The 24,604-nt window shown below is 74.0% G+C and carries 21 protein-coding genes; 9 read left to right on the top strand and 12 right to left on the bottom strand.

From position 1 onward, the window contains the following. Window positions 1-11: 11 nt before the first annotated feature. On the bottom strand, window positions 12-1,160 hold the full coding sequence (locus UIS43_RS08565) for a hypothetical protein (RefSeq protein WP_370012934.1): 1,149 nt from the start codon (window positions 1,158-1,160) through the stop codon (window positions 12-14). A gap of 358 nt (window positions 1,161-1,518) precedes the next feature. Between UIS43_RS08565 and UIS43_RS08560 the strand changes: the two genes are divergently transcribed. From UIS43_RS08560 to UIS43_RS08540, 5 genes are all read left to right on the top strand, one after another. Beyond that, on the top strand, window positions 1,519-1,893 hold the full coding sequence (locus UIS43_RS08560; RefSeq protein WP_019610529.1) for a hypothetical protein: 375 nt from the start codon (window positions 1,519-1,521) through the stop codon (window positions 1,891-1,893). 180 nt (window positions 1,894-2,073) lie between these two features. After that, window positions 2,074-4,260, top strand: a complete 2,187-nt coding sequence (locus UIS43_RS08555; protein ID WP_013153998.1) for a CRISPR-associated protein — start codon at window positions 2,074-2,076, stop codon at window positions 4,258-4,260. 173 nt (window positions 4,261-4,433) lie between these two features. Continuing rightward, on the top strand, window positions 4,434-6,068 hold the full coding sequence (locus tag UIS43_RS08550; protein ID WP_370012933.1) for an alpha/beta hydrolase: 1,635 nt from the start codon (window positions 4,434-4,436) through the stop codon (window positions 6,066-6,068). A 78-nt stretch (window positions 6,069-6,146) separates the two neighbouring features. Then, on the top strand, window positions 6,147-6,299 hold the full coding sequence (locus UIS43_RS08545; protein ID WP_167539497.1) for a hypothetical protein: 153 nt from the start codon (window positions 6,147-6,149) through the stop codon (window positions 6,297-6,299). 242 nt (window positions 6,300-6,541) lie between these two features. Then, window positions 6,542-8,017 carry a UDP-N-acetylmuramoyl-L-alanyl-D-glutamate--2,6-diaminopimelate ligase gene (locus UIS43_RS08540; RefSeq protein WP_013153996.1) on the top strand — a complete coding sequence of 492 codons (1,476 nt, stop codon included), beginning with the start codon at window positions 6,542-6,544 and terminating at the stop codon, window positions 8,015-8,017. A 119-nt stretch (window positions 8,018-8,136) separates the two neighbouring features. Here the strand turns inward: UIS43_RS08540 and pgl are convergent, their stop codons facing one another. The 5 genes from pgl to tkt form a co-directional block, all read right to left on the bottom strand. Further along, window positions 8,137-8,883: a 6-phosphogluconolactonase gene (gene pgl, locus UIS43_RS08535; RefSeq protein WP_013153995.1), complete on the bottom strand. Its 747-nt coding sequence runs from the start codon at window positions 8,881-8,883 to the stop codon at window positions 8,137-8,139. Continuing rightward, window positions 8,880-9,806, bottom strand: coding sequence for a glucose-6-phosphate dehydrogenase assembly protein OpcA (locus UIS43_RS08530; RefSeq protein ID WP_071622416.1), 927 nt, complete (start codon window positions 9,804-9,806; stop codon window positions 8,880-8,882). Before UIS43_RS08530 ends, pgl begins: the two co-directional genes overlap by 4 nt. Before the next feature lie 28 nt (window positions 9,807-9,834). Beyond that, entirely contained in the window at window positions 9,835-11,388 is a 1,554-nt protein-coding gene (gene zwf, locus UIS43_RS08525; RefSeq protein ID WP_013153993.1) for a glucose-6-phosphate dehydrogenase, read from the bottom strand. 136 nt (window positions 11,389-11,524) lie between these two features. Next, on the bottom strand, window positions 11,525-12,631 hold the full coding sequence (gene tal, locus UIS43_RS08520; protein ID WP_013153992.1) for a transaldolase: 1,107 nt from the start codon (window positions 12,629-12,631) through the stop codon (window positions 11,525-11,527). A 99-nt stretch (window positions 12,632-12,730) separates the two neighbouring features. Then, window positions 12,731-14,824, bottom strand: coding sequence for a transketolase (gene tkt, locus UIS43_RS08515; protein WP_013153991.1), 2,094 nt, complete (start codon window positions 14,822-14,824; stop codon window positions 12,731-12,733). 678 nt (window positions 14,825-15,502) lie between these two features. On the opposite strand from tkt, the gene UIS43_RS08510 reads away from it, so the two are divergent. Next, a complete protein-coding gene (locus UIS43_RS08510; RefSeq protein WP_013153990.1) occupies window positions 15,503-16,468 on the top strand; it encodes a heme o synthase in 966 nt (321 codons plus the stop codon). 146 nt (window positions 16,469-16,614) lie between these two features. After that, on the top strand, window positions 16,615-17,901 hold the full coding sequence (locus tag UIS43_RS08505) for a PrsW family intramembrane metalloprotease (protein WP_013153989.1): 1,287 nt from the start codon (window positions 16,615-16,617) through the stop codon (window positions 17,899-17,901). Here UIS43_RS08505 and UIS43_RS08500 read toward each other — a convergent pair. The 4 genes from UIS43_RS08500 to UIS43_RS08485 form a co-directional block, all read right to left on the bottom strand. Then, a complete protein-coding gene (locus tag UIS43_RS08500; protein WP_013153988.1) occupies window positions 17,837-18,949 on the bottom strand; it encodes a heme A synthase in 1,113 nt (370 codons plus the stop codon). The genes UIS43_RS08505 and UIS43_RS08500 overlap by 65 nt on opposite strands. Before the next feature lie 210 nt (window positions 18,950-19,159). Continuing rightward, window positions 19,160-19,354 carry a hypothetical protein gene (locus UIS43_RS08495; protein WP_013153987.1) on the bottom strand — a complete coding sequence of 65 codons (195 nt, stop codon included), beginning with the start codon at window positions 19,352-19,354 and terminating at the stop codon, window positions 19,160-19,162. 169 nt (window positions 19,355-19,523) lie between these two features. Further along, window positions 19,524-20,471: a DMT family transporter gene (locus UIS43_RS08490; RefSeq protein WP_013153986.1), complete on the bottom strand. Its 948-nt coding sequence runs from the start codon at window positions 20,469-20,471 to the stop codon at window positions 19,524-19,526. Between the two features lie 6 nt (window positions 20,472-20,477). Then, window positions 20,478-20,894, bottom strand: coding sequence for a hypothetical protein (locus UIS43_RS08485; protein WP_013153985.1), 417 nt, complete (start codon window positions 20,892-20,894; stop codon window positions 20,478-20,480). A gap of 124 nt (window positions 20,895-21,018) precedes the next feature. Here UIS43_RS08485 and UIS43_RS08480 point away from each other — a divergent pair, with 124 nt between their 5' ends. Then, the gene (locus tag UIS43_RS08480) at window positions 21,019-21,711 is read left to right on the top strand and encodes an RICIN domain-containing protein (RefSeq protein ID WP_071622414.1); all 693 of its coding nucleotides are present in this window, start codon (window positions 21,019-21,021) and stop codon (window positions 21,709-21,711) included. A gap of 12 nt (window positions 21,712-21,723) precedes the next feature. On the opposite strand, the gene UIS43_RS08475 is transcribed toward UIS43_RS08480, so the two are convergent. After that, window positions 21,724-22,563 (bottom strand): ABC transporter permease, encoded by an 840-nt coding sequence (locus tag UIS43_RS08475; protein ID WP_019610539.1) that lies wholly within the window; start codon window positions 22,561-22,563, stop codon window positions 21,724-21,726. Beyond that, a complete protein-coding gene (locus tag UIS43_RS08470) occupies window positions 22,563-23,504 on the bottom strand; it encodes an ABC transporter ATP-binding protein (RefSeq protein ID WP_013153982.1) in 942 nt (313 codons plus the stop codon). The genes UIS43_RS08475 and UIS43_RS08470 overlap by 1 nt, the downstream gene beginning before the upstream one ends. A gap of 307 nt (window positions 23,505-23,811) precedes the next feature. Between UIS43_RS08470 and UIS43_RS08465 the strand changes: the two genes are divergently transcribed. Further along, window positions 23,812-24,588, top strand: a complete 777-nt coding sequence (locus UIS43_RS08465; RefSeq protein WP_013153981.1) for a metalloregulator ArsR/SmtB family transcription factor — start codon at window positions 23,812-23,814, stop codon at window positions 24,586-24,588. Window positions 24,589-24,604: the final 16 nt, after the last annotated feature.

The raw sequence follows: 24,604 nt of genomic DNA, 5'->3' as shown, positions 1-24,604 counted from the left end.
GGCGCGTCCCCTCACGGGCGTCCGTCGACGGCCTCGGCCAGCGCCTCCAGCAGGTCCGCGCGCAGGTCGGGGTCCTCCTGGGCTCCCGTCCACAGCGCCGGGGCGGGCTCCCGCTCCAGCAGCGCGCACAGCAGGGCGTCGAGCGCGCCCCGGGGGTCGGCCTCGAAGTCCCCCCGTGCCTCCTGGGCCCGCTCCGTCAGCTCCCGGGCGGTGCGCTCCAGCCAGGCGCGCTCCGACGCGTCCAGCACCTCGCGCCGCCGCGGGGACTCCTCCTCGGGTTCGGGGGTGTCGGGGACGGGGGAGTAGGGCGCGCTGCGCGCCCGCCCCCGCGCCTGCTGCACCAGCCGGAAGTGGACGGGCATGTCCACCGCCATCCGGCCCAGCACGCCGGTGAGCCTGCGGGCGACGTCCTCGCCGCTCATGCCTGGCAGCAGGCCGCGCAGCAGCAGGCGGCGCCGCTGGTCGGGGGTGCGGCCCGCGTCCGCGTCGCGCCCGGAGGCCAGTTCGGCCAGCTTGCGCAGCAGGTAGTCGCCGGTGGCGGTGGAGACCATGGGCGGTTCCCCGACCGCGGTCAGGGCGCGTCCGCGCAGGTCGGCGACGGGCACGGCGCTGCCGTCCTCGGTGAAGGAGACCGCCTCGCCCGGGTGCACGTCCTCGGGCAGGTCGGCGGCGGGGTTGCCCCAGCCCGCGGTGAGCACCAGCATCGCCAGCGCCTCCTGGTCGACCACGTCCGCGGCGACCCGGGACACGTCGCGGCGCTGCGCCCAGCGCCGCGGGCGCTCGGAGAACGCGCAGCGCACCCGGCCGTCGGAGGAGGCCTGCGGGTAGACCCGGCGCAGGTTCTTGTAGGAGCGGTCCCGGCGCACGTCGTCCAGGGCGTCGCGCAGCCGGTGCGCGGCGGTGCGGTCGACGGCGGTGCCGTCGGGCACGGCGCGGCGCATGCGCACGGCGATGACGCCCTCGGGGTCGCCTCCGTGCACCGGGCACGGGCAGTGCTCGGCGCACAGGTCGACATAGTCGCCGAACTGTTCGGAGTGACCCGAGCAGCCCTGCGCGGTTCCGTCCGCGGAGCACGGCCCGCACCCCAGAACGCGCGTGAAGGCGCGCAGGAAGGCGGCGGAGCCGAACAGCTCCCAGGCGGAGCAGTGGTGCGTGCTCACGAACTCTTCTCCCCGGTGGTCCGGGGCCGGGACGCTTCCCCAGCCCTCCGGGAAAGCGCGTGAGAGAACGCGAGACCTCAGGTGACACCCCCGCGCCAACGGGAGGTCACCTATCAAATTAGGCCCGCCGAGGGGGAAATGTCAATTGACGGACCCCTGTACCAAGCAGGATGAATTTCTATAAACAAGTGCAAAATGGATATCAGTAACAATGGCCTCAGTGTTTACGGATTTCCCGGTCCGGCGTCGTTCTCCGGGGACGTGCCCTGTGTCCGAGAGACTGCGGTGAGGGCGCGCCGCCGCCGGACCCGGCGGTCAGCCCGGCCGACGGGGAAGCGAGAGGAACGGAGGTCACCGGATGCTGGTGGTCAACCTGACGCCGCATGTGGTGACAGTCGTGGACGAGAGGTCGCGCGTCATCCGGCGCTGGCCCGGATCCACCCGGCCGGCCCGGGTGGAGGCCGTCCGCGTCCCCGTGGGCCTGGAGGTCGCCGGGGTCCCGCTGGTGGCCGAGGAGCGCACCCGGGCCGACCTCCCCGAACCGCAGGAGGGCGTGTGGTTCATCGTCTCCTCCGTGGTCGTCTCCGCGCACCCCGAACGCCGTGACCTGCTGGTCCCCTCCGACCTCGTGCGCGACGGCAGCGGCGTGGTCACCGCCTGCCGGTCCTTCGTCGTCAGCGGCGCCCTGGTGCGGCTCGGCCTCCGCCCCCGGGACGCGGAGGCGGTCCCCTGACGACGTGCGCCCGCGCTCGCCGCGCCCCGCCCCCGTTCGCCCGGAACGGGGGTGACGCGAAGGGTCCCGGCGGCCGGGCCGGCCGGGGAACGGCATCCGGACCGGACGCGGGCGCTGGAGAAACGGGGTCCCACCGCATAGCGTGGTCCTCCGACGCCCCCTCCCGGAAAACAGGACGCCGTGGACAGCCCCCGTGCCGCCGTCGTGCTCGTCGGACAGAACCCCACCCCCGCGCTGCTGTCCTCGCTCACCCTGCGCGCCGACCACCTGGCCCTGGTCGCCAGCGACGGGACCCGACCGCTGGCACGGCGCGTCGCCGCCGCCGTGGAGCGCCTGGCCTCCCCCGAGTCGGTGAGCGTGGTGAGCGTGGGGCCCGACCCGCACGACTTCGGTCCGGTCACCGACACCCTGGCCGCCCTGCACCGCGCCAACGGCGGCGAACCCTGGTACCTGGACTACACCGGCGGCACCAAGGTGATGAGCGTGGCCGCGGCCCTGCTGCACGAGCGGGTCCTCCCACCGGACCGGCACCCCGGCTCCCGCCGCTGGCGCCACTACCTGGACGCGGTCCGCGACCGGCTGCGCACCGCCGACGGCTCCCATCCGGGGCGTCCCCTGGTCAGCGACGGCGTCGACCTGCGCACCCTCGCCGGAATCCACGGCGCCCACTGGCTGGAGGACCGCGACCCCGAACCCGTGCGCCTCTTCGTCCAGGGCGGACGCCAGGCCCTCCAGGCGCGCTTTCCCGACCTGGCCCCGGCCGTGCGGCGCGGCGTCGTCGCCGAGGGCCGCGTCCTGTCCCACCTGCTGCGCCACACGCGCCGCCGGTCCGACACCGAGGTCGTCGGGGCTCGCCAGGTCGCCGACCCCCGTCACCCCGGGGGTTCGGTCGCCGACTTCGACGCCGTCCTGCGCCACCGCCACCGCGTGCTGTGCGTGGAGGCCAAGACCCGCCCCGAGGACGTCGTCGCCCGGGCCGGGTGGACGGTGGCCAAGGCCCGCCGGGTCTTCGGCACCGCGGTCCAGGTGCTGTTCGTCCACTCCGGGCCCGCGGTCCCGGGGCTGCGCGAACGCGTCACCGCCTACAACCCCGCCCTGACCGCCCGCAGCGTGCACGTGTGGAGCCTGGAGGACCTGCTGTCCCGGCTGACGTCGTTCGAGGACATCCGCGGGGCGTTCTTCCCGGGCATGGCCTCCTCCGACACGAACGGATCCCCGGCTCCCGGCCCCCGCCCCGCGCCGCCGGAGGCCCCCGGGCCCCCGCCGCCCGGGTGCCACCCCGGACCGAAGGACGGACCCGTCCTGGTCACCTCCCTGGGCGGCAGCCGCCTGGGCACCCTCACCGCGGTGCACGCCCACCGGCCGGCCCGCACCCTGGTCCTGCCCTCCAGGCAGAGCGTGCGCGACCGGATGCGCGAGTCCGCCGCCCGGACCCTGTACGCCGTCGAGCACCCCGGAGCCCCCTCCGCCGACGCCGCCCTGCTCAGGGAGGCCGGGTACCGCGACCGGGTCCGCTTCACCCCCGACCCCGTGGACGGCTCCGACGCCGACGCGGTCGCCGCCGTCGCCCAGGGCTGGATCGTCCGCGAACAGGGGGCCGACCCGCCGCCCCCGGTCGTCGCCGACATCACGACCGGCACCAAGGCGATGAGCCTGGGACTGGCCCTGGCCGCCCGCCGCACGGGCGCCTGCGCCACCTACCAGCTGGCGCGCAGGCGGACCGTGGTCTGCCTGACCCACGGCGAACTGCCCCTGCGGGGCCGCGCCAGCGTCGACTGGCACCTGGTCCTGCCCGGGTACACGCCGCTGCCCGGCACCGGAGCGGGGGACGGGGACGGCTCCCTGACCGGCAACGCCTGCCGCGCGGCCCGCACCCAGGTGGACACCGTCCTGCTCGACGCCGCCCGCGCCGCCCTCGTGCGCGCGGCCAGCGGTCCGGTCCGGGTGTGGATGGACGCCTCCCTCACCGACCCCGAGGAGTGCCTGACCGCGCAGGAGCGGCCCAGCCTGGTGCTCACCTTCGACGACCGCGCGGTGGGCCTGACCGCGCCCGGCTGGCGGCGGCGCCGCGACCCCGGCGGGGAGGCGCGCGAGGTGGGCCGGGGCGCGTGGGCGCAGAGCGTGTTCGCCGCCACCGCCCACCTCGGCACCCGCTGCGACGTGGCGGGAACGGTGGTCGCCCTGACCCGGCCGGGAGGCGACGTCAGCCGCGCGGTCGAACTCGTGGACTGGATCGCCCACGCCGACCCGTCACCGCAGGGCGGGGCCGGGCGGATCGCGTTCGGCGACCCCCTGCGCCCCCTCGTGGCCATCGCCTCCCCCGACGACCTGCCCGCGCTGCTCGACACCGACGTCAGCCTGCTCTGACCCGCCGGCGCCGCCCCGGGCGCTCGGCCTGACCGTCTTTTTGCACGTCGGCGGACCCGTCCCGGAGGTTGCGGGCACCCTCGCCGGGCAGGATGGGAGGGCAGGCGGGCCGGGACGCGTGAACGGAGTCGGCGGTGCGGTGCGGGGTGGGTGCCCCCGGGTTCGGTGGGCTCATGGCGGTGGTGCTGGCCGCCGCCTGCTCTCCTCCCGCCGACGACCCCTTCCTCGGCCAGGACGTGGCCTGGCGGCCCTGTCACGAGAACGGGCGGACCACCGAACCCTCCGACCACGACACCGAACCCTCCGAGCGGCGGGCCACACCCATCACGCGCGCCATCGGCCCCGCCGACCGCGGATCCGACACGGAGTGGCTGGAGAGCCTGGAGTGCGGCACGGTCACGGTCCCCCTGGACCACGACGAGCCCGGCGGCAGGACCCTCGACATCGCCCTGGTCCGCGCGCCCGCCAGCGGCCCGCCGCAGGAGCGCCTGGGCTCCCTGGTCGTCAACCCGGGCGGCCCCGGCGCCTCCGGGGTCCGGGCCCTGGACACGCCCCTGTTCGGCGACGACGTCCGCGCCGCCTTCGACCTCGTCTCCTTCGACCCGCGCGGCGTCGGGGACAGCGGCGGCTTCGCCTGCGGGGACCGGTACGCCCTGGTCGAGGCGCGCCAGGGCGTGGCCGGTACCGACCCCGGCGACCTGGACGCCGTCGAGCTCCAACCCCTGGAGGACGCCGCCCGCAGGTACGCCGGGGCCTGCGCGCAGACCGTGGGGGAGGAGTTCCTGACCCGCCTCGGCACCGTCCACGTCGCCCGTGACCTCGACATCGTCCGCGACGCCCTGGGCGAGGAACGGCTGAGCTTCGTCGGCCACTCCTACGGCGCCCACCTGGGCGCCCTCTACGCCCACCTGTACCCCGACCGCGTCCGGGCGGCGGTCCTGGACGGCGCCGCGGCGCCCGGCACCTCCAACGCGCGGGCCGCCGTCGAGCAGGTCGCCGCCCTCCAGGGCACCTGGAACGCGTTCGTGGCCCACTGCGCCCGCGACGCGGCCTGCCCGTTCGCCGGAGCGGACCGCGCCCCCGGCTCCGGCGGAGCCGGAACCCTCAGCGAGGCCGACGTCCGGGCGGCCGCGCTCCTGCGCGGCCTCGACCGCGTCCCCGCCGAGTCCGAGGGGATTCCGGTGGACGGGCGCGCGCTGACGGCCATGGTGGTCATGGAGCTGTACCGCGAGGACGGCTGGGACCTGCTCGCCGACCTGTTCACCGCCCTCGCCGGGGACGACGCCGAGGGGACCGCGCTCCACCTCGGGCGGCTCCACGACCGCACCTTCGGCGCGTACGCGCGGGCCGGCTCCGACGAGGCCGTACCGGGAACGGAGCACCAGGACCCGGGCGCGGTGTTCACCGCCGTGAACTGCGCGGACCGCGCCGACCCGGCGACCGTGGAGGCCTACCGCGACGCCGCCGACGAGGCGGCCGACCTCGCCCCGCTCTTCGGCCCCGACCCGGTGTGGGACCACCTGCCCTGCGCGTACTGGCCCGAGACGGGGGAGGCCCCCGCGGCGACCGCGCCGGACGCGCCCCCGATCGTGGTCGTGGGCGCCGTCGGAGACCCCGCCACCCCCTACGCCTGGGCCGAGGACCTGGCCGAACGGATGGAGACCGCCACCCTGGTCACCTACGACGGGGCGGGGCACACCGTCTACGGCACGGGCCGCAGCCCGTGCGTGGACGAGGCGGTGGACGCCTACCTGCTCACCGGCGAGGTCCCCGAACCCGGGCTCACCTGCCCCGGCACACTCGACTGAGGCCCTCGGCCCCGGGCCCACCTGCCCGCCGACCGACACCCGAGCCCGTCCACGAGGCCCGGCGCGTACACTCCAGTCATGGCCGATACGCGCGAGGTGGAGCAGGGTCCGTTCCGGACCGCCCCCGTCCCGGGCTCGGCCGCCGCGGCCCTTCCGACCGTCAGCCTGTCGACCTCCGTCCCCCCGGCGACGCCCCGCACCGGCCTCACGGCCCTGCACGGCCACGGTTAGCGACCTCTCCACGTAGTTCCGGCCGCCCCGGAGGCGGTCGCGCCCGCGACCTCCCGCGCCCCGCGGCTCGTCACCCTCCGCGCGCACCGCGCGCCTGCCCGCCTCCGTCCGAGCCCATGGCGGGCCGGACCGGGGGTTTCCCAGTCCCGCACCACTCTCCACGCCAGCCGGCCCCGTCGGCTGCGCCCGCTGGTGCGGCCGTGCCCACGGCACCGGCCGCACCACTCCCGAAGGGACCTCCCGTGAAGCTGAGCGAACTGCTGTACGGCCACGACCACCAGGTACTGCACGGAGACCAGGACACACCGATCACCTCGGGGCCGTGCCTGGACGCCGACCGCGTGACCCCCGGTTCGCTCTACGTCGCTCTGCCGGGACACCGCGCGGGCGGTCCCGAGGCACTCGGGGAGGCGCTCGCACGCGGGGCCGCCGCCGTGCTCGTCGAGGGGCCGGACCCGGCCGGACACCGGCCGGCGGACACCGGCGCGTGCGTGGTCCGGGTACCGGACGCGCGGATCGCGACGGCACTCGTCTCGGCGCGCTACCACGGCGAACCGGGACGCGCCATGGACGTGGTCGCCGTCACCGGCACCAACGGCAAGACGTCGGTGTCGTCCATGTACGAGTCGCTGCTGACGCTCTCCGAGGGGGCCCGGGTGGGGGTCATCGGAACCTCCGGGGCCCGGGTCGGCGGCGCCCCCATCCCCATGCCGAGATCCGTGCTGAGCACACCGGAGTCACCGGACCTCCAGTACCTGCTGGCGTGTATGCGCGACCGGGGCGGCGACAGCGTCGTGCTGGAGGCGACGTCGATGGGACTGCTGAACCACAGGGTGGACGGCTCCTTCGTCGACGTCGGGGTCTTCACCAACCTGACCCAGGACCACCTGGACGACCACGGCACGATGGAGAGCTACACCAGGGCGAAGATGCTCCTGTTCCAGGGCATGTGCCGACGCGCCGTGGTCAACGCCGACGACCCCGTGGGCGCCGCGATCCCGGCCCTGATGCCCGGCGCCGTGACCACCTACGCCGTCGACGCGGACGCGGACTACCGGGCGACCGACCTGGTCGTCGACTCTTCGGGAACGCGGTTCGTCCTGCACCACGACGGCCGCAAGTACCCGGCGGCGATCCCCGTCCCGGGCCGGTTCTCGGTGTCCAACGCGCTGGCCGCGGTGGCGGCCTGCCACGTCCTGGGCCACGACCTGGACGCACTGGTGGACGCCCTCGACCGGATGCCGCAGATCCCGGGCCGGTTCGAGCACTTCGGTACACCCGAGGGGGTCTCCGTCATCGTGGACTACGCCCACTCGCCCGACTCGCTGGACAAGGTCCTGTGCACGATCCGCGGATTCGCCCCGCGACGGGTGCTCACCGTCTTCGGCTGCGGCGGCGACCGGGACACCACCAAGCGCGCCCGGATGGGCGAGATCGCGGCCACCTACTCCGACCTGTGCGTCCTCACCTCGGACAACCCCCGCTACGAGGACCCGGAGGCGATCATGGACCAGGTCGCCCCGGGCATCGAGGCGGTCGGCACACCCTTCGCACGGGTCGGCGACCGGCGCGGGGCCATCGCCCTCGCGCTGTCCTCGGCCGAACCGGGCGACGTCGTCCTGGTCGCGGGCAAGGGCAGCGAGACCCACCAGAGCGTCGGCGGCGACCTCGTTCCCTTCGACGACATGACGGTCGTGCGCGGCCTCGCCCGCGCCTGAGACCGCTCCCCTCCCGCGCGGACATCCGGGAGGGGACGCCGCCCGGCGGGGGAGTGGGAGCCGCACGCACGACCGCCCCGGCCGGATCCGGCCGGGGCGGTCGTCGATACCGAGACGGGCTACAGCTTCGAGGCCGCCGCCTCGTCCACCCAGAACACGGTCCGCTCCGCACCGCGCGCACCGGCCACGGGGGCCTCGTCCACGCTGCCCCCGGCCAGGCCCAGCCGCACGGCCTCGGCCTTGCCCTCTCCCGAGGCCAGCACCCACACCTCGCGGGCCGTCCGGATCGACGGCAGCGTCAGGGTGATCCGCCGCGGCGGGGGCTTGGGCGAGTCGTGCACCGCGGCCACCGACGCCTCGTCCTCGCGCACCCCCGGCAGACCCGGGAAGAGCGAGGCCACGTGCGCGTCCGGGCCCACGCCCAGCAGGCACACGTCGAACACGGGCACCGGTCCCCGTGCCCGCGCGGCCACCGCCAGCTCCCGGCCGTAGCGGGTGGCGGCGTGCTCGACGTGGTCGCCGTCCAGCCCGTCGGAGGCGGGCATCGGGTGCACGTTGTGCGCGGGCACCGGAACCGCGTCGATCAGCGCCGCGCACGCCTGGGTCTCGTTGCGCTCGGGGTCCTTGTCCGGCAGGAAGCGCTCGTCACCCCACCACAGGTGCACGTGCGACCAGCCGATCCCGGCCTCCAGGGCGTGGTCGCGCACCGCCTCCAGCGTGCGGATGCCGATCCCGCCTCCGGTCAGCACCAGGTGGAAGTCGCGCTTGTCCGCCTCGGCCTGGACGATCATGTTCACCAGCTTCAACGCGACGCTGTCGGCCAGCGCCCCCGCGTCGGAGTGGCGGACGATCTCCGGTTCGCTCATCCTCGTGCTCCGCTTCCGGACAGCAGCGGCTCCAGGTGCCGGGCCGCGCTCTCGTAGATCTCGTCGGGGTCCAGACGGCGCAGCTCCTCGGCCAGGGCCCCGGAGGCGGCGCGCCGCGACAGGGCCACCGTCTGGTCGGGCTGGCCGAACCGCGACAGCGTGGCCACCCGGCCGTCCACCCGGGAGATCGTGATGTCCCCCTGGTCGGTGGTCAGGCGGACCTCGGTCAGGCCGGGGCCGTGCGAGGTCTCGCGGGACACCGGCACGTCCAGCCGGTCCGACAGCCACGCGGCCAGCAGTTCGGCGCTCGGGTAGTGCGACTCGGCCGTCACACTGGCCGAGGTCACCCACCCGCAGGGCTGGTCCATGGCGCTGGCCAGCAGCGAGCGCCACGGCGTCAGCCGGGTCCAGGTCAGGTCGGTGTCGCCCGGGCTGTAGTGGGACACCCGCTCCAGCAGGTCGCTCACCGGGTCCGGTGCGCGCAGCGCGTCGGTGATCCGGCGCTGGGCCAGGCGTCCGATCGGATCGGCGGCCGGGTTGGCCGGGCCCACGCCCGGCCACCACACCACCACCGGCGCCTCGGGCACCAGCAGCGGGGTGACCACCGAGTCGGCGTGCTCGCCCAGCGGCCCGTACAGCCGCAGCAGCACCGCCTCGCCGGGCCCCGAGGTGCCCGGGCGGCGGATCTCGGCGTCGATGGCCGGTTCGGCGTCGGGGTCGCGCCGCACCAGCGCCACCACGCGCGAGGGGTGCTCGCGGCCCGCCTCGGTCGCGGCGCGCACCGCGTCGTAGTGGTCGGCCTCGTCGGTGACGATGACCAGGGTCAGGACCATGTTCATGGCACCGCCGCCCACGCTGAGCCGCTCGGCCATGAGCGCCTCGGCGATCTGCGAGGTCGTGGTGCGCGGCAGGTAGAGCGTCATCGGTTCCTCCCGGCGGGGTCGTGGCTGTTCACGGGCGCCGCCACTGGCGCCCGTCCCTGGAGAGCAGCTGCTCGGCCGACTCCGGGCCCCAGGTGCCCGAGCCGTACTGCTCGGGCTGGCCCGCCTTCGACCAGTACTCCTCGACCGGGTCCAGGATCCGCCAGGACAGCTCGACCTCCTCCTGGCGCGGGAACAGCGGCGGGTCGCCGATGAGCACGTCCAGGATGAGCCGCTCGTAGGCCTCGGGGCTGGCCTCGGTGAAGGACTGCCCGTAGGCGAAGTCCATGCTCACGTCGCGGACCTCCATGCTGGCCCCGGGCACCTTGGAGCCGAAGCGCAGCGTCACGCCCTCGTCCGGCTGGATGCGCAGCACCAGGGCGTTCTGCCCCACCTCGCTGACGTCGGTGCGCGGGAACAGCTGCTGCGGGGCGGCCTGGAACACCAGCGCCACCTCCGTCACCCTGCGGCCCAGCCGCTTGCCGGTGCGCAGGTAGAAGGGCACGCCCGACCAGCGCCGGGTGTCCACCGACAGCTTCAGCGCCGCGTAGGTCTCGGTCACCGAGTCGGAGGGGATGCCCTCCTCCTCCAGGTAGCCGCGCACCGCCGCGCCGCCCTGCCAGCCCGCCGCGTACTGGCCGCGCGCGGTGCCCGTGGACAGGTCCTCGGGCAGCGACACCGACGCCAGCACCTTCTCCTTCTCCGCGCGCAGCGCGTCCGCGCTGTAGGAGATGGGCTCCTCCATCGCCACCAGGGCCAGCAGCTGGAGGAGGTGGTTCTGGATGACGTCGCGGGCCGCGCCGATCCCGTCGTAGTAGCCCGCCCGGCCGCCCACGCCGATGTCCTCGGCCATGGTGATCTGCACGTGGTCCACGTAGCTGCGGTTCCACAGGGGCTCGAAGAGGGTGTTGGCGAAGCGCAGGGCCAGGATGTTCTGGACCGTCTCCTTGCCCAGGTAGTGGTCGATGCGGAACACCGACGAGGGCGGGAACACGTCGTCCACCACCGCGTTGAGGTCCCGGGCGCTCTCCAGGTCGTGGCCGAAGGGCTTCTCGATCACCACCCGCCGCCACGGCCGGATCCCGCCCTCCGAGACCTGGTCCTCCTCGGGTTCGGCCAGGCCGCTCCGCTTGAGCTGCTTGACCACGGTGGGGAACAGCTTGGGCGGCAGCGACAGGTAGAACGCGTAGTTGCCGCCGGTGCCGCGCTCGGTGTCCAGGGTGCGCACGCACTCGGCCAGGCGGTCGAACGCGTCGTCGTCGTGCAGCTCGCCCTGGACGAACCGGACGCCCTCGCTGAGCTGGCGCCACACGTCCTCGCGGAACGGGGTGCGCGCGTGCTCGCGCACCGCCTGGTAGGCCTCGTCGGCGAAGTCCTGGTCCTCCCAGTCCCGGCGGGCGAACCCCACCAGGCCGAAGCCCGGCGGCAGCAGCCCCCGGTTGGCCAGGTCGTAGATGGCCGGCAGGAGCTTCTTGCGGGCCAGGTCGCCCGTGACGCCGAAGAGCACCAGCACGCTGGGTCCGGCGATACGGGGCAGTCTGCGGTCCAGGGCGTTGCGGAGCGGGTTGGGTACCGCTCCCGGCATCACCGGTTCTTTCAAGTTCCCGTCTTTCCTGTCGAGAGTGGCCGGTGGGAGGCTGGGCGCCGCCCCCGCCGGGGGCAGGCGGGTGGGGACGGGCGGAAAGGGCGCGGCCGTCCCGTCGCCGGGACGGCCGCGCGGTTCAGGACAGCTTGTCGAGCTTGGCCGAGAGCGCGCTCAGCAGGCTCTCCCAGGACTTGACGAACTTGTCCACGCCCTCGTCCTCCAACACGGCGAACACGTCGGTCAGGTTGATCCCGGCGTTCTCCAGCGCGGCGAAGTCGGCGCGGGCCTGCTCGTAGGTGCCCAGCACGGTGTTGCCGGTGATCTCGCCGTGGTCGGCGGTGGCCTCCAGCGTGGCCTCCGGCATCGTGTTGACGGTGTCGCGCGCCACCAGCTGCGCGACGTAGAGGGTGTCCTCGTAGGAGGGGTCCTTCACGCCGGTGGAGGCCCACAGCGGCCGCTGCGGCGTGGCGCCGTGCTCCTCCAGGGCCTTCCACTCGGGGGAGGCGAAGACCTCCTGGTGGGCCTCGTAGGCCAGGCGGGCGTTGGCCAGGGCGGCGCGGCCCAGCAGGGACAGCGCCTCGTCGGTGCCGATCTCCTTCAGGCGCTTGTCCACCTCGGTGTCCACGCGGCTGACGAAGAACGAGGCCACCGACTGGATGCGGGACAGGTCGTGGCCGTTGGCGCGGGCCAGCTCCATCCCCTCCAGGAAGGCGTCCATCACCTGGCGGTAGCGCTCCAGGGAGAAGATCAGCGTGACGTTGACGCTGATGCCCTCGCCCAGCACCCGCGTGATCGCGGGCAGGCCCGCGGCCGTGGCCGGGATCTTGACCATCAGGTTGGGCCGGTCCACCATCCACCACAGCGCCTTGGCCTCGGCGGCCGTGCGCTCGGTGTCGTTGGCAAGGCGCGGGTCCACCTCCAGGGAGACGCGCCCGTCCACGCGGTCGGTGGAGTCGTAGACCGGGCGCAGGGTGTCCGCGGCCCAGCGGATGTCGTAGGTGGTGATCATGCGCACCGCCTCCTCCACCGTCACGCCCCGCACGGCCAGCTCGTGGACCTGCTGGTCGTAGGCGTCGCCCTCGGCGAGCGCCTTGTCGAAGATGGTGGGGTTGGAGGTGACGCCGACCACGTGGCGGGTCGACATCAGCTCGGCCAGGTTGCCGGAGCGCAGCCGCTCACGGCTGATGTCGTCGATCCAGACGGACACGCCCGCCTGGGAGAGGTCGCGGAGTGCGTTGCTCATGGGTTCTTCCGCCTTCCTGGGGGGCGGAGCGCCGCCCCCGGTCACACACGTCAAAGGAGGACGGGCCCCGCCGGGATCCTCCGGCGGGGCCCGCCGGGGTCAGCTGCCGGCCCTGGCGATGCTCTTGCGGGCCGCCTCGACGACCGCCTCGGTCGTGAAGCCGAACTTCTCGTACAGGACCTGGTAGGGGGCGGAGGCGCCGTAGTGCTCCAGGCTCACCGACTCGCCGGCGTCGCCGACGTACTCGCGCCAGCCCAGGGCGATCCCGGCCTCCACCGACACGCGGGCGCGCACGGAGGAGGGCAGCACCTGCTCGCGGTACTCCTCGCTCTGGCGCTCGAACCACTCCACGCACGTCATGGACACCACGCGGGTGGGCGTGCCCGCCTCCTGGAGCGCCTTGCGGGCGTCCAGGGCGATCTGCACCTCGCTGCCGGTGGCCATGATGATGACCTCGGGGGAGCCCCCGTCGGCCTCGGCCAGCACGTAGCCGCCCTTGACCGCGCCCTCGGCCGAGGCGTACTCCTCGCGGTCCAGGACGGGCAGGTTCTGGCGGGTCAGCGCCAGCGCGGACGGGCGGTCGCCCCGCTCGATCACCTCGCGCCACACCACGGCGGTCTCGTTGGCGTCGGCGGGGCGGATCACGTCCAGGCCGTAGATGGCGCGCAGCGCCCACAGGTGCTCGACCGGCTGGTGGGTGGGGCCGTCCTCGCCCAGGCCGATGGAGTCGTGCGTCCACACGTAGGTGACCGGCAGCTGCATGATGGCGGCCAGCCGGACCGCGGGGCGCATGTAGTCGCTGAAGACGAGGAAGGTGCCGCCGTAGGGCCGGGTCGGGCCGTGCAGGGCCATGCCGTTGAGGATGGAGCCCATGCCGTGCTCGCGCACGCCGAAGTGCAGGACGCGCCCGTAGGGGCTGCCCGGGAACATCTCGCTGGCGCGGTCGAAGGGCAGGAAGGACGGCTCGCCCTTGGGCGTGGTGTTGTTGGACCCGGCCAGGTCGGCCGAGCCGCCCCACAGCTCGGGCAGCAGCGGCGCCAGGGCCGAGAGCACCTCGCCGCTGGCCTTGCGGGTGGCCATCCCCTTCTCGCTGGCCTCGAAGGTCGGCAGGGCCTTCTCCCAGCCCTCGGGCAGCCGCTTCTCGACCAGGCGGTCGAACAGTTCGGCGTGCTCCCCGGCGCTCTCGTGCCAGGCCCTGAACTCCACCTCCCAGGCGGCGCGGGCCTCGCGGCCCCGGTCCACGGCGCGGCGGGTGTGCTCGATCACCGCGTCCTCGACGGCGAAGGGCTCGTCGGGCAGGCCGAGGATCGCCTTGGTGGCGGAGATCTCGTCGGCGCCGATGGCCGCACCGTGGATGGCGCCGGTGTTCTGCTTGTTGGGCGCGGGCCAGCCGATGACGGTGCGCAGGCGGATGAAGGTCGGGCGCTGGGTCTCGGCCTTGCCGCGCACGATCGCCTGGAACAGGGCCTCGACGTCCTCGACGTACTCGCCGGTGGCGCTCCAGTCGACCTCCTCCACGTGCCAGCCGTAGGCGCGGTAGCGCTCGGCCACGTCCTCGGAGTGCGCGATGCGGGTGTCGTCCTCGATGGAGATCCGGTTGTCGTCCCAGATCATGATGAGGTTGCCCAGCTGCTGGGTCCCGGCCAGGGCGCTGGCCTCGTGGCTCACGCCCTCCTGGACGTCGCCGTCGGAGCAGAACGCGTAGATGTGGTGGTCGAAGGGGCTGGCGCCCGGGCCGGCCTCGGGGTTGAACAGGCCGCGCTCGCGGCGGGCGGCCATGGCCATGCCGACCGCGTTGCCCACGCCCTGGCCCAGCGGACCGGTGGTGGTCTCCACCCCCGGCGTGTGGCTGAACTCGGGGTGGCCGGGCGTGCGGCTGCCCCACTGGCGCAGGTTCTTGAGGTCGTCCAGTTCGAGCCCGTACCCGGCGAGGTAGAGCTGGATGTACAGGGTGAGGCTGGAGTGGCCGATCGACAGCACGAAGCGGTCCCGGCCCGTCCACTCGGGGTCCGAGGGGTCGTGGCGCATGATCTTCTGGAAGAGCAGGTAGGCGGCTGGCGCCAGGCTCATCGCGGTGCCGGGGTGTCCGTTACCCGACTTCTCGACCGCGTCCATCGCCAGGGCCCGGACCGTGTTGACGGCGCGGAGGTCGAGGTCCGACCACTCCAGGGTTTGCGGGGTGTGGGCGTTCACGGACTTTCGTTCTCCTTCTCGGGCACCCCCCGCGCCCGTCGGCCGGAGCGCGGGGTGTGTCGGTTGCGTTCGTTCTCGAACCGCCGCCGGGACCCGGGCGGCCCGCCGTGCGGGCGGGGCCGAGCACTGCGGGCCGCGCACCCGCGGCTGTTCAGGGCGCGGACGCGGCGTCCCCGGGCGACGGCCGCCGCGGGCTGGAGACCACGACGGATTCGGCCACGATCGAGCCTATCGTCCGCTACCCGGGATGTCGTTGCCCGACACCTCTCATTACCGACCGGTAGGGGTGCGGGGAGCGCCTCCCGGGCGGCCGTCGGCGGCGCGTGCCGCCGACCGCGCGCCGCGGGGCGGGGGCCGCGGGCGGTGCGTGGCGGGCTGGAAGCGCGTCGGAGCCTGTGCGACCCTTCAGTACACCCGGCGGACCACCGTACGCACCCAGGCCCGAGGACCAGCGGTTTTCCTTGTGAGGGGGCTGGTCTCAGGCGCGCGCGAGGAAGTACTACAGTATGTCGTTGACGGGGTTTCCGCCGATCCAGACGCTTTGTCGGTCCGCCGGCCCCCGCGTGGCGAGCAGTGTCGAAACCCCTAGAGTTGTCGAGGTATCCGCGTGTCTGAAACCGAGCCGGTGGCCCCCGGGGGGACGCGAGAGAACCGTCCGGCCGTGAGGACCGGGTACTGATGGCCCTCACCAACCGCGCCCCGCGGACGAACCCGCACGGCGACCAGCCCCAGGCCCCCCGCAGGGCCTCGCTGGGCGCCCACGTCCGCGCCTACGTCGCCCTTTCCAAGCCGCGCGTCATCGAGCTGCTGCTCATCACCACCATCCCGGTGATGTTCGTCGCGGCCGGGGGCGTGCCGCCGCTGTGGACCGCGGTCGCCACCCTGGTGTTCGGCACCATGTCGGCGGCCAGCGCGAACGCGATGAACTGCTACATCGACCGCGACATCGACCGTGAGATGCGTCGCACCCGCCAGCGCCCCGGCGCGATGGACCTGGTCACCCCGCGCGGAGCCCTCGTCTACGGCCTGGTGCTGGCCGTCGGCTCCACCGTCGGGTTCGCCCTGCTGGTGAACGTGCTCTCGGCCGTGCTGTCGGTCTTCGCGATCCTGTTCTACATCTTCGTGTACACGCTGCTGCTCAAGCGGCGCACCGCGCAGAACGTGGTGTGGGGCGGCATCGCCGGGTGCATGCCGGTGCTCATCGGCTGGGCCGCGGTGACCAACAGCCTTGACTGGGCCCCGTTCGTCCTGTTCCTGGTGGTGTTCTTCTGGACGCCGCCGCACACCTGGACGCTGGCCATGCGCTACAAGGAGGACTACGCGCAGGCCAAGGTGCCGATGCTGCCCGTGGTCGCCACCGACCGCCGGGTGCTGCTGGAGTGCGTGCTCTACAGCTGGGCCACCGCGATCGTGTCGGTGCTGTTCTGGCCGGTGGCGGGCACCACCTGGTTCTACGGCGCGGTCGCCGTCGCCCTGGGCGCGCTGCTGGTCGTCCAGGCGCACCGCCTGCTCAACCGCTCCCGCGCGGGCGTGACCGGCGCGCAGCTCAAGACGATGGGCTTCTTCCACCTGTCCAACGCCTACCTGGCGCTGCTGTTCGTGGCGGTCACCGTCGACCCCCTGATCGCGGGCCTCCTGGGCTGAGGCCGCCCGCGCCCGCGGGCGGTGTCCCGTCCGGGAGCCGCCCACGGGCGCCCTGGCCGTCACCGGTCGGGGCCCGCGCGGCCCTCCCGGCGGTCGGCCGGGGGCGAAAGCCGTGGTCGGCCCGGTTCCCGCTACGATCGGTGCCCATGCCCCGTCTCGACAGCAAGGCCATCCTCCAGGGCCGACGCTCGCGCTACTCGATGACCCTCATCCTGGGCACCACCGTCAGCGTGGTCTGCATGATCGGGATGCTGGTCTACCTGTGGCTGCTCGCCCTGGCCGGGGGAGCGGCCGCCGGGATCGACGGAGGGCTCGGCTTCGCCGTCAGCCTCGTCGCCGCGGTCATCCCCGTGTGCATCCTCGTGCCGCTCATCCTCATGCTCGACCGGATCGAGCCCGAGCCCGGATGGGTGCTGTTCTTCGCCTTCGCCTGGGGCGCGGGCGTGGCCGTGGTGGTCTCCCTGCTGCTCAACAGCTGGGGCCTGGCCCACGTCACGGTTCCGCTGTTCGGCCGCGACCTGGGCGACTTCCTGGGCACGGCGGCGGTGGCGCCGCTGGTGGAGGAGAGCGCCAAGGGCGTGGTGCTGCTCATCCTGCTCTGGCGGCGCCGCCACGAGCTGGACACCTTCACCGACGGGGTGATCTACGCGGGGATGGTCGCCACCGGCTTCGCCTTCACCGAGAACATCCTGTACTTCCTCAGCGCGTTCTTCGACGGGACCCTGGTGGCCACCTTCGCCATCCGGGGGCTGATCGCCCCGTTCGGGCACCCGGTCTACACCGCGATGATCGGCATCGGCGTGGCCTACGCCGCCATGCGCTCCGGGGCCCTGCGCCTGCTGGCCCCCGTCGCCGGGTGGGCCGCGGCGGTGCTGCTGCACGGCATGTGGAACGGGTCCACCTACTTCGGCTGGTCCGGCCTGGCCGTCGCCTACATGGTGCTCTTCGGCGTGCTCATGGCGGTCCTGGCGCTGGCCACCCGCGACCGCCACCGGCAGATCGGCGCGATCGCCCGGTACCTGCCGCCCTACGTCTCCACCGGCCTGGTCACCCCGTCCGACATCGCCATGCTCAGCTCACTGCAGGGGCGCCGCCGGGCCAGGGAGTGGGCGGCGCGCAACGCCGGCCGCAGGGGCCGCGAGGCGATGCGCGAGTACCAGCTCGCCGCCACCGAGCTCGCGCTGCTGCACCGCAGGCTGGACGCCGGGCTGCCCGCGCCCGACTGGAAGGTCCACCGGGACTCGTTCCTGGCGCTGATGCACGTGGCCCGGGACGCCTTCCTGGGGCGGATGCCCCAGCCGGTCGCCCCGGGCTGGGCGGAGAACCCCACCGACTCCGGCTTCCTGCGCCGGGCCGACTTCGCCCACGTCATCGCCCAGGCGCGGGCACAGCAGGACTACGTTCCCCGTCACGGTCAGCAGGGTCCTCGCTGAGCTCCTGACCCGGCGGGACCAGGCGCGTGGTGGAGAAGTACAGACGGGAGATCGCGACCCAGGTCAGGGCCGAGCCCAGGACGTGCAGGACCACCAGGGCCTCGGGCAGTTCCAGGGCGTACTGGGTGTAGCCCACGACGCCCTGGAGGACGACGGTGGCCAGCAGGAACACGCTGCTCATGCGGACCGGCCGCCGGGCGCCGCCGCGGAAGGCGATGACCGTGGCCAGCACGGCCCCGGCCGTGGTGAGCCAGGCCAGCGCGGAGTGCAGGCGGGTGACCGCCGCCAGGTCGAACCCCCAGCGGGGGGCCGCGGCGTCGCCGCCGTGCGGGCCGGTGCCGGTGACGACGGTCCCGGCGACCAGCAGGACGAAGCCGACCACGACCAGTCCGACGCTCAGGGCGTGCAGCATGGGCCCCGCGGACACCTGGGGCTTGCCCTCGGGCTCCTGGCAGCGCACGTACAGGGCGACCGTGATGAAGACCATCACCATGGACAGCAGGAAGTGCGCGGCCACCGAGGCGGGGTGCAGGTCGGTCCACACGGTGATGCCGCCGACCACGCCCTGGCCCAGGACGCCGAACGGCACGATGACGGCCAGCCGGACCAGGTCGGGGCGGCGCGGGCTCATCCGCATGACCGCGACGAAGGTGATGACGGCGACCGCCAGCACGACGAAGGTGAGCGTCCGGTTGCCGAACTCGATGGCCGCGTTGAGCGCGGCGTGCCCGGTGTCGATGGGCACGAAGCTCTCCGGCGTGCACTTGGGCCACTCCGAGCAGCCCAGGCCCGAGGAGGTGACGCGCACGGTGGCGCCGGTGACGGCGATTCCGGCGTTGACGACGATGTTGCCGAGCGCCCAGGCCCGCAGAGACCGCTGCGTGGGTGTCCAGATCGTGCGCGCGAGCAGCACCAGAGCGAGTACTCCCGCGGTCGCGACGGCGATCTGCCAGCCCCACAGGGGGAATCCGAGAAGGGAGATGTCCTCCGCCGCGAGCGGGGGGACCGAGTTCGCGGCCAGCACCGCGGAGGCCGGGGAATCAGACATACGACAGACTGTAGTACATGGTCGCGGGAACCTGAGTCCACCCCCCGCGCAGTCTCCCACCTGGGCCGACGCCGCCGTTCGGCACAGGGGGAGGGGGCGCCCACGCGTGGACGCCCCCTCCGCGGCGGCGGGATCCGTCCTCCCGATCGGCCCGATCCCGGGGCTCGTCGGTTCGGGAGGGCCCGCCTCCGATGGCCGGTCGGCGCGGTCCTAGCCGACGTGGTTGGAGATGCACTGGTTGAGCAGGTCCAGGTCCAGGTTGATCAGACCGAGAAAGCCCTGCTCCTGCACGCACGCCTGGTAGACGTCGGTGTCGTTCTCGCCCGCGGAGGCGGTCCCGAACCCCATGCCGAGCAGGCCGGCGGTGAACAGGGCGGTCATCATCATCTTGGCGGTGGTGCGCATGGCTTTCCCTTCGAGTGCGAGTGATCGTGCCGTTTGGCCGACCCACCAGGACAGATAACCATTTGTATCTAATCGGAAACACGGAGTAGCGAAACTCCTGTCCGAGTCTTCCCGTACGGGCCGCCCCGACGGGCGCCTCGCGGACACGGCGGTCGCGGACCCCGCCCGCCTACCGCTCCTCGGGACCCCGCCGGGGCGGCCGGGCGGACGCGCCGTCGGACTCGGGGCCGTCCCCGCGGTCGCGGGCCGAGGTGCGGGTGGAACCCGCGCTGGCCACGATCACGCAGGCCACCGCGAACCACTGCCACACGGTCAGGAGTTCACCCAGCACCACCAGGCCCACCAGCGCCGCGGCGGCGGGCTGGAGGCTCATCAGCACCCCGAACACGCGCGGCGGCATCCGGCGCAGCGCGGTCAGCTCCAGCGTGTAGGGCACCACCGAGGACAGCACGCCGACCACCAGGCCGAACAGCAGCAGGCGCCAGTCCAGCAGGGCCGCGCCACCCTGGTACACCCCGACCGGCGCCATGACGACCACGCCGACCACGCTGGCGATCGCCAGGCCGGACGTGCCGCTGAACCGCTGGCCCGTCGACGCGCTGAGCAGGATGTAGCCCGCCCAGGCCACCGCCGCCAGCACGGCGAACAGGATGCCCAGCGGGTCCATCGAGCCCGACTCCAGCCCCAGCGCGACCACGCCCAGCCCGGCCAGGCCCGCCCACACCAGGTCGATCCGGCGACGCGACCCCAGGATGGCGATGGCCAGCGGCCCCAGGTACTCGATGGTGACCGCGATCCCCAGCGGGATGCGCGCGAAGGCCTGGTAGATGAGGAAGTTCATCATCGCCAGCGCGACGCCGTAGCCGACCACCACCAGCCAGTCGCCGCGCGAGCGCGCCCTGAGCACCGGCCGCGCCACCAGGACCAGGAGCACCGCCGAGGTCAGCAGCCGCAGCCACACGACCGCGGCCGGGGGCAGCACGTCGAAGAGGTTCTTGGCCACCCCGGCGCCGGTCTGCACCGAGACGATGCCGACCATCACCAGCCAGACCGGGGGCACCGCCTCCACCGCTCGGAGCGGGGAGAACGCTGCCTGGGGCCGGGACGGAGTGCTCATGGGAAGTCATCCTACGTTTTCGGGGGCCCTCTCCGGCTCCCCGCCGTCCCCGGTCCGCGCCCGGCTCCGGTCCGCCCGGTCCGGGCCCCTCGCGGGCCGCACGGCCCCGGCCCGGTCCGCTCCCGGGGGCCGGGCCACGACCGCGGCCAGCAGCAGTCCCCAGGCCGCCACGGCCACCGCGGGCTGCGCCAGCGTCATGACCAGCCCGTGCACCGTCTGGTCCGCCCGGCCGGTCAGGACCTGCACCCCGATCCACAGGAACGGCAGCGCCGCCGCGAGCAGGTTCACCAGCAGCGCGGCCCACACCAGTCCGGGCCGGGCGGGCCGCCGCCGCAGCACCAGGGCGCCGCCCGCGGCGAGCAGGAACAACGGCGGGCCGAGGTAGCGGACCGCGATGAACCAGGGGACTCCGATCGCTTCCATGCCCGGACCCTATCGAGCCCCCACCACTGGCGGGCGAACGTGCAACAAACCGGCAAAGTGGTGTGAAATGGTCCGGGCCGTGGAACGACGCGGCCCCCGCCCGCACCCCGCTGGAGTGTCCTCGATGTCCCGACGCCGTGCCCGTTCCCCCCGCGCCCACGAACGGTACGTCCCCCGCTGGCCGCTCCTGGCCGGAGCCCTGGCCCTGCTGTTGGTGGCCCTCGTCGGCGGCTACACCGGCGGCCTGCTCGTGTCCGGAGACGACCGGTCCGAGGAGCCGGAGATGACCACGGCCTCGGGCATCCTGGTCCAGCCGCCCGGAGCCCCCGAGTCCGAGGAGCCCGCCGAGGAGCCGTCGGAGGAAGAGGTCGTCCACCCCGCGGGCCTGGACCCCGCGCTCGTCTACGCGGTCCAGAGCGTCCACGGCGGCCGCGTCATGGACGTCGCGGGCACGTCCACCGCCAACGGCGCGTACATCCACCTGTGGGACCGCCACGACCAGACCAACCAGCAGTGGCGCTTCATCCCCGTGGACGGGGGCTTCTACGAGATCGAGGGCGTGGGCAGCGGCAAGCTCCTGGAGATCCCCGCCGACCCGGCCGCGCAGCCAGGCGCGGCACTGCTCACCCGCACCGGCTCGCCCAACCAGCACTGGTCGCTCATCGAGGTGGGGCCGGGCGTGGTCCGCCTGGTCAACCGGGCCACCGGCCAGGCACTGGAGGCGCAGGGCGGCGCCCCCGACAACGGCACCAGGGTCGCCCAGGCGCCCGACGGCGGCCACGCCCACCAGCAGTGGCGCCTGCTGCCCCTGGGCTGACCCCGCCCGGGGTCACTCCCAGCGGAAGAGGCGGCTGGCCAGGACGCCGCAGACCAGCGCCCACACGGCCAGCACCGCGAACGCGCCGGGGCCCGGCAGGGAACCGTCGGCCAGGACCGTGCGCAGCCCCGAGCTGAGCGCCGTGATCGGCAGAGCCGACGCCGCCTGCTCCAGCGGTCCGGGGAAGCTGCTGACCGGGAAGAGGACCCCGCCCAGGCCCAGCAGCAGCACGTACACCAGGTTGGCCCCGGCCAGGGTCGCCTCGGCCCGCAGCGTGCCCGCCATCAGCAGGGCCAGCGAGCTGAACGCGGCGGTGGCCAGCAGCACCAGCGCCACGGCCGCCAGCACGCCCGCCGGGCTCACCGCGGGCGACCAGCCCAGCGCCAGCGCCACCGCGCACAGCACCACCGTCTGGATCGCCTGCACGCCCAGCACGGCCAGGGTCTTGGCGGCCAGCAGGCCGAAGCGCGACAGCGGGGTCGCCCCCAGCCGCTTGAGCACCCCGTAGCGGCGTTCGAAGCCGGTGCCGATGGCCAGGCCCGTGAACGACGTGGACATCACCGCCAGCGCCAGCACGCCGGGCGTGAGCGCGTCCACCCGAGCCCCCTCGCCCACGTCCAGCACCGAGGTGAGGCTGAAGCCCACCAGCAGCAGCACGGGGATCACCATGGTGAGCAGGAACTGCTCGCCGTGGCGCAGCATGACCCGCAGCTCCATCCCGGCCTGCGCGGCGACCATCCGCCACATCGGCGCGGCCCCGGGCGCGGGGGTGAACAGCGAGGCGTCGTCGCCTCCGGGAGCGGGCGCGTCGGCGGTCGCCCGCGCGGAGGCGGTGGAGGTGTGCTCGTGCATCAGTCGCGCAGTTCCCTGCCGGTGAGTTCGAGGAAGACGTCTTCGAGGGTACGCCGCCGCACGCGCAGGTCCTCGGCCAGGACTCCGGCCGAGGCGCACCAGGCGGTGACCGTGGCCAGGAACTCCGGTCCGGGCGCGCCCCCGCCGCCGGGGAAGACCGCGTACTCGCGGCGGCCGTCGGCCGGGCCCTGGGCCTCCACCCGGCTGCCCTCGGGCAGGGCGGCCTCCAGCAGGGCGGTGTCCACCGGGGCCTCGGCGGAGAAGCAGACCTCCCTGCGCTCCCCGGTCAGCTCGGCCGGGGTGCCCTCGGCGACCACGGCGCCGCGGTCGATGATGACCACGTGGTCGGCCAGCCGCTCGGCCTCCTCCATGTAGTGCGTGGTCAGGATCACCGCCACGCCCGCCTCGCGCAGGGCCGCCACCAGGTCCCAGGTGGCCATGCGCGCCTGCGGGTCCAGGCCCGCGGTCGGCTCGTCCAGGAAGACCAGTTCGGGGCGGCCGACCACGGCGCAGGCCAGGGACAGGCGCTGCTGCTGGCCGCCGGACAGGCGGCGGAAGGGCGTGGTGGCCACCGAGGTCAGGCCCAGCCGCTCCAGCAGCAGGCGGGGCTCGATCGGCCGGGCGTGGAAGGAGGCCATCAGCCGCAGCCACTCGGCGGCGCGGGCGCCGGTGGGCACGCCCCCGGACTGGGGCATCACCCCGACGCGGGGTTTGAGGGCGCCGGAGTCGGCCACGGGGTCCAGGCCCAGCACCCGCACCCGTCCGCCGTCGGCGCGGCGGAAGCCCTCGCAGATCTCGATGGTGCTCGTCTTGCCCGCTCCGTTGGGACCGAGCAGAGCCGTCACCGCGCCCCGGCGCGCGCTGAAGGTGAGGCCGGTGACTGCGGTGGTGGCGCCGTAGCGCTTGACCAGGTCGACGACCTCGACCGCGGCTGTGTCCATGGGCCCTGAGTCTACGTGCGGCCCGGCGGAGGGCTTCACCGCCCCGGCCGGGGCGCCCGGGGCCCGGCGGCGCGCCGAACACCCCCGTCCGGATGCCGATACGGCGGTCTCGGAATATGGTCGTCGGGAAGGATCGCGGGCCCGTCCTTGTTCGTGTCCGCGAGGTTGCCGGTGTGTGAACCCCCTGTAAGGCAAGCCTGTCCTTGGTGACCAAGTCCATGGGGTCGGGTTTGCCTCGGCGGACTTATTTACGCCACACTGATGTTGTCAAAACCAGAGGGCCGCGTCAGAGAGGGAGGGGAAGACTGTGTCCGAGGCGTCCAGTGTGACCCGTCCCCTGGCCGGAACGGAGCGCGGGGCCGAGACCGGCACCCGCGCACGGGTCGCGCGGCTCATCCTGGAGAAGGGCCCGATCACCGCCTCCGCCCTGGGAGAGCGGCTCGGGCTCACCCCGGCGGCCATCCGCCGCCACCTCGACAACCTGACCAGCGAGGGCATGGTCGAGGCCCGCGACGCCCGGCCCCACGGCGGGCGACGCCGCCGGGGCCGCCCGGCGCGCGTCTTCGCCATCACCGAGGCCGGACGCGACGCCTTCGTCCACGCCTACGACGACCTCGCCACCAGCGCGCTCCGCTTCCTGGCCGACACGGCCGGTCCCGGAGCCGTGGGCGAGTTCGCGCGCAGTCAGGTCGCCGACCTGGAGCGGCGCTACAAGCCCCTGCTGGACGCGGTTCCCGCGAAGCAACGCGTCCGGCTGCTGGCCGAGGCCCTCTCCAACGACGGCTACGCCGCCACCGCGGGCCGGGCGCCCGCGCCCGGCGGCGGCGACCAGTTGTGCCAGCACCACTGCCCCGTCGCGCACGTGGCCGCCGAGTTCCCGCAACTCTGTGAGGCCGAGATCGAGGCCTTCGCGCGGCTGCTGGGCACCCCGGTGCGCAGGCTGGCCACCATCGCCCACGGCGACGGTGTGTGCACCACCCACGTCACCCCCCGGGGCGACGCGGCGAGCGGGGAGGACGGCACCCCCGCGGCCAAGGCCATCCGCCAGGCGGCGGACGGCTCAGTTCACCACAAGGACGTCTGAGTCCAGGAGGAGTCCG

Origin of the sequence: Nocardiopsis sp. LDBS0036, from assembly GCF_041228755.1 — a bacterium.
Lineage (GTDB): Bacteria > Actinomycetota > Actinomycetes > Streptosporangiales > Streptosporangiaceae > Nocardiopsis > Nocardiopsis dassonvillei.
The sequence above is the reverse complement of the archived record's forward strand: the minus strand, read 5'-3'. Positions and strand labels throughout refer to the sequence as shown.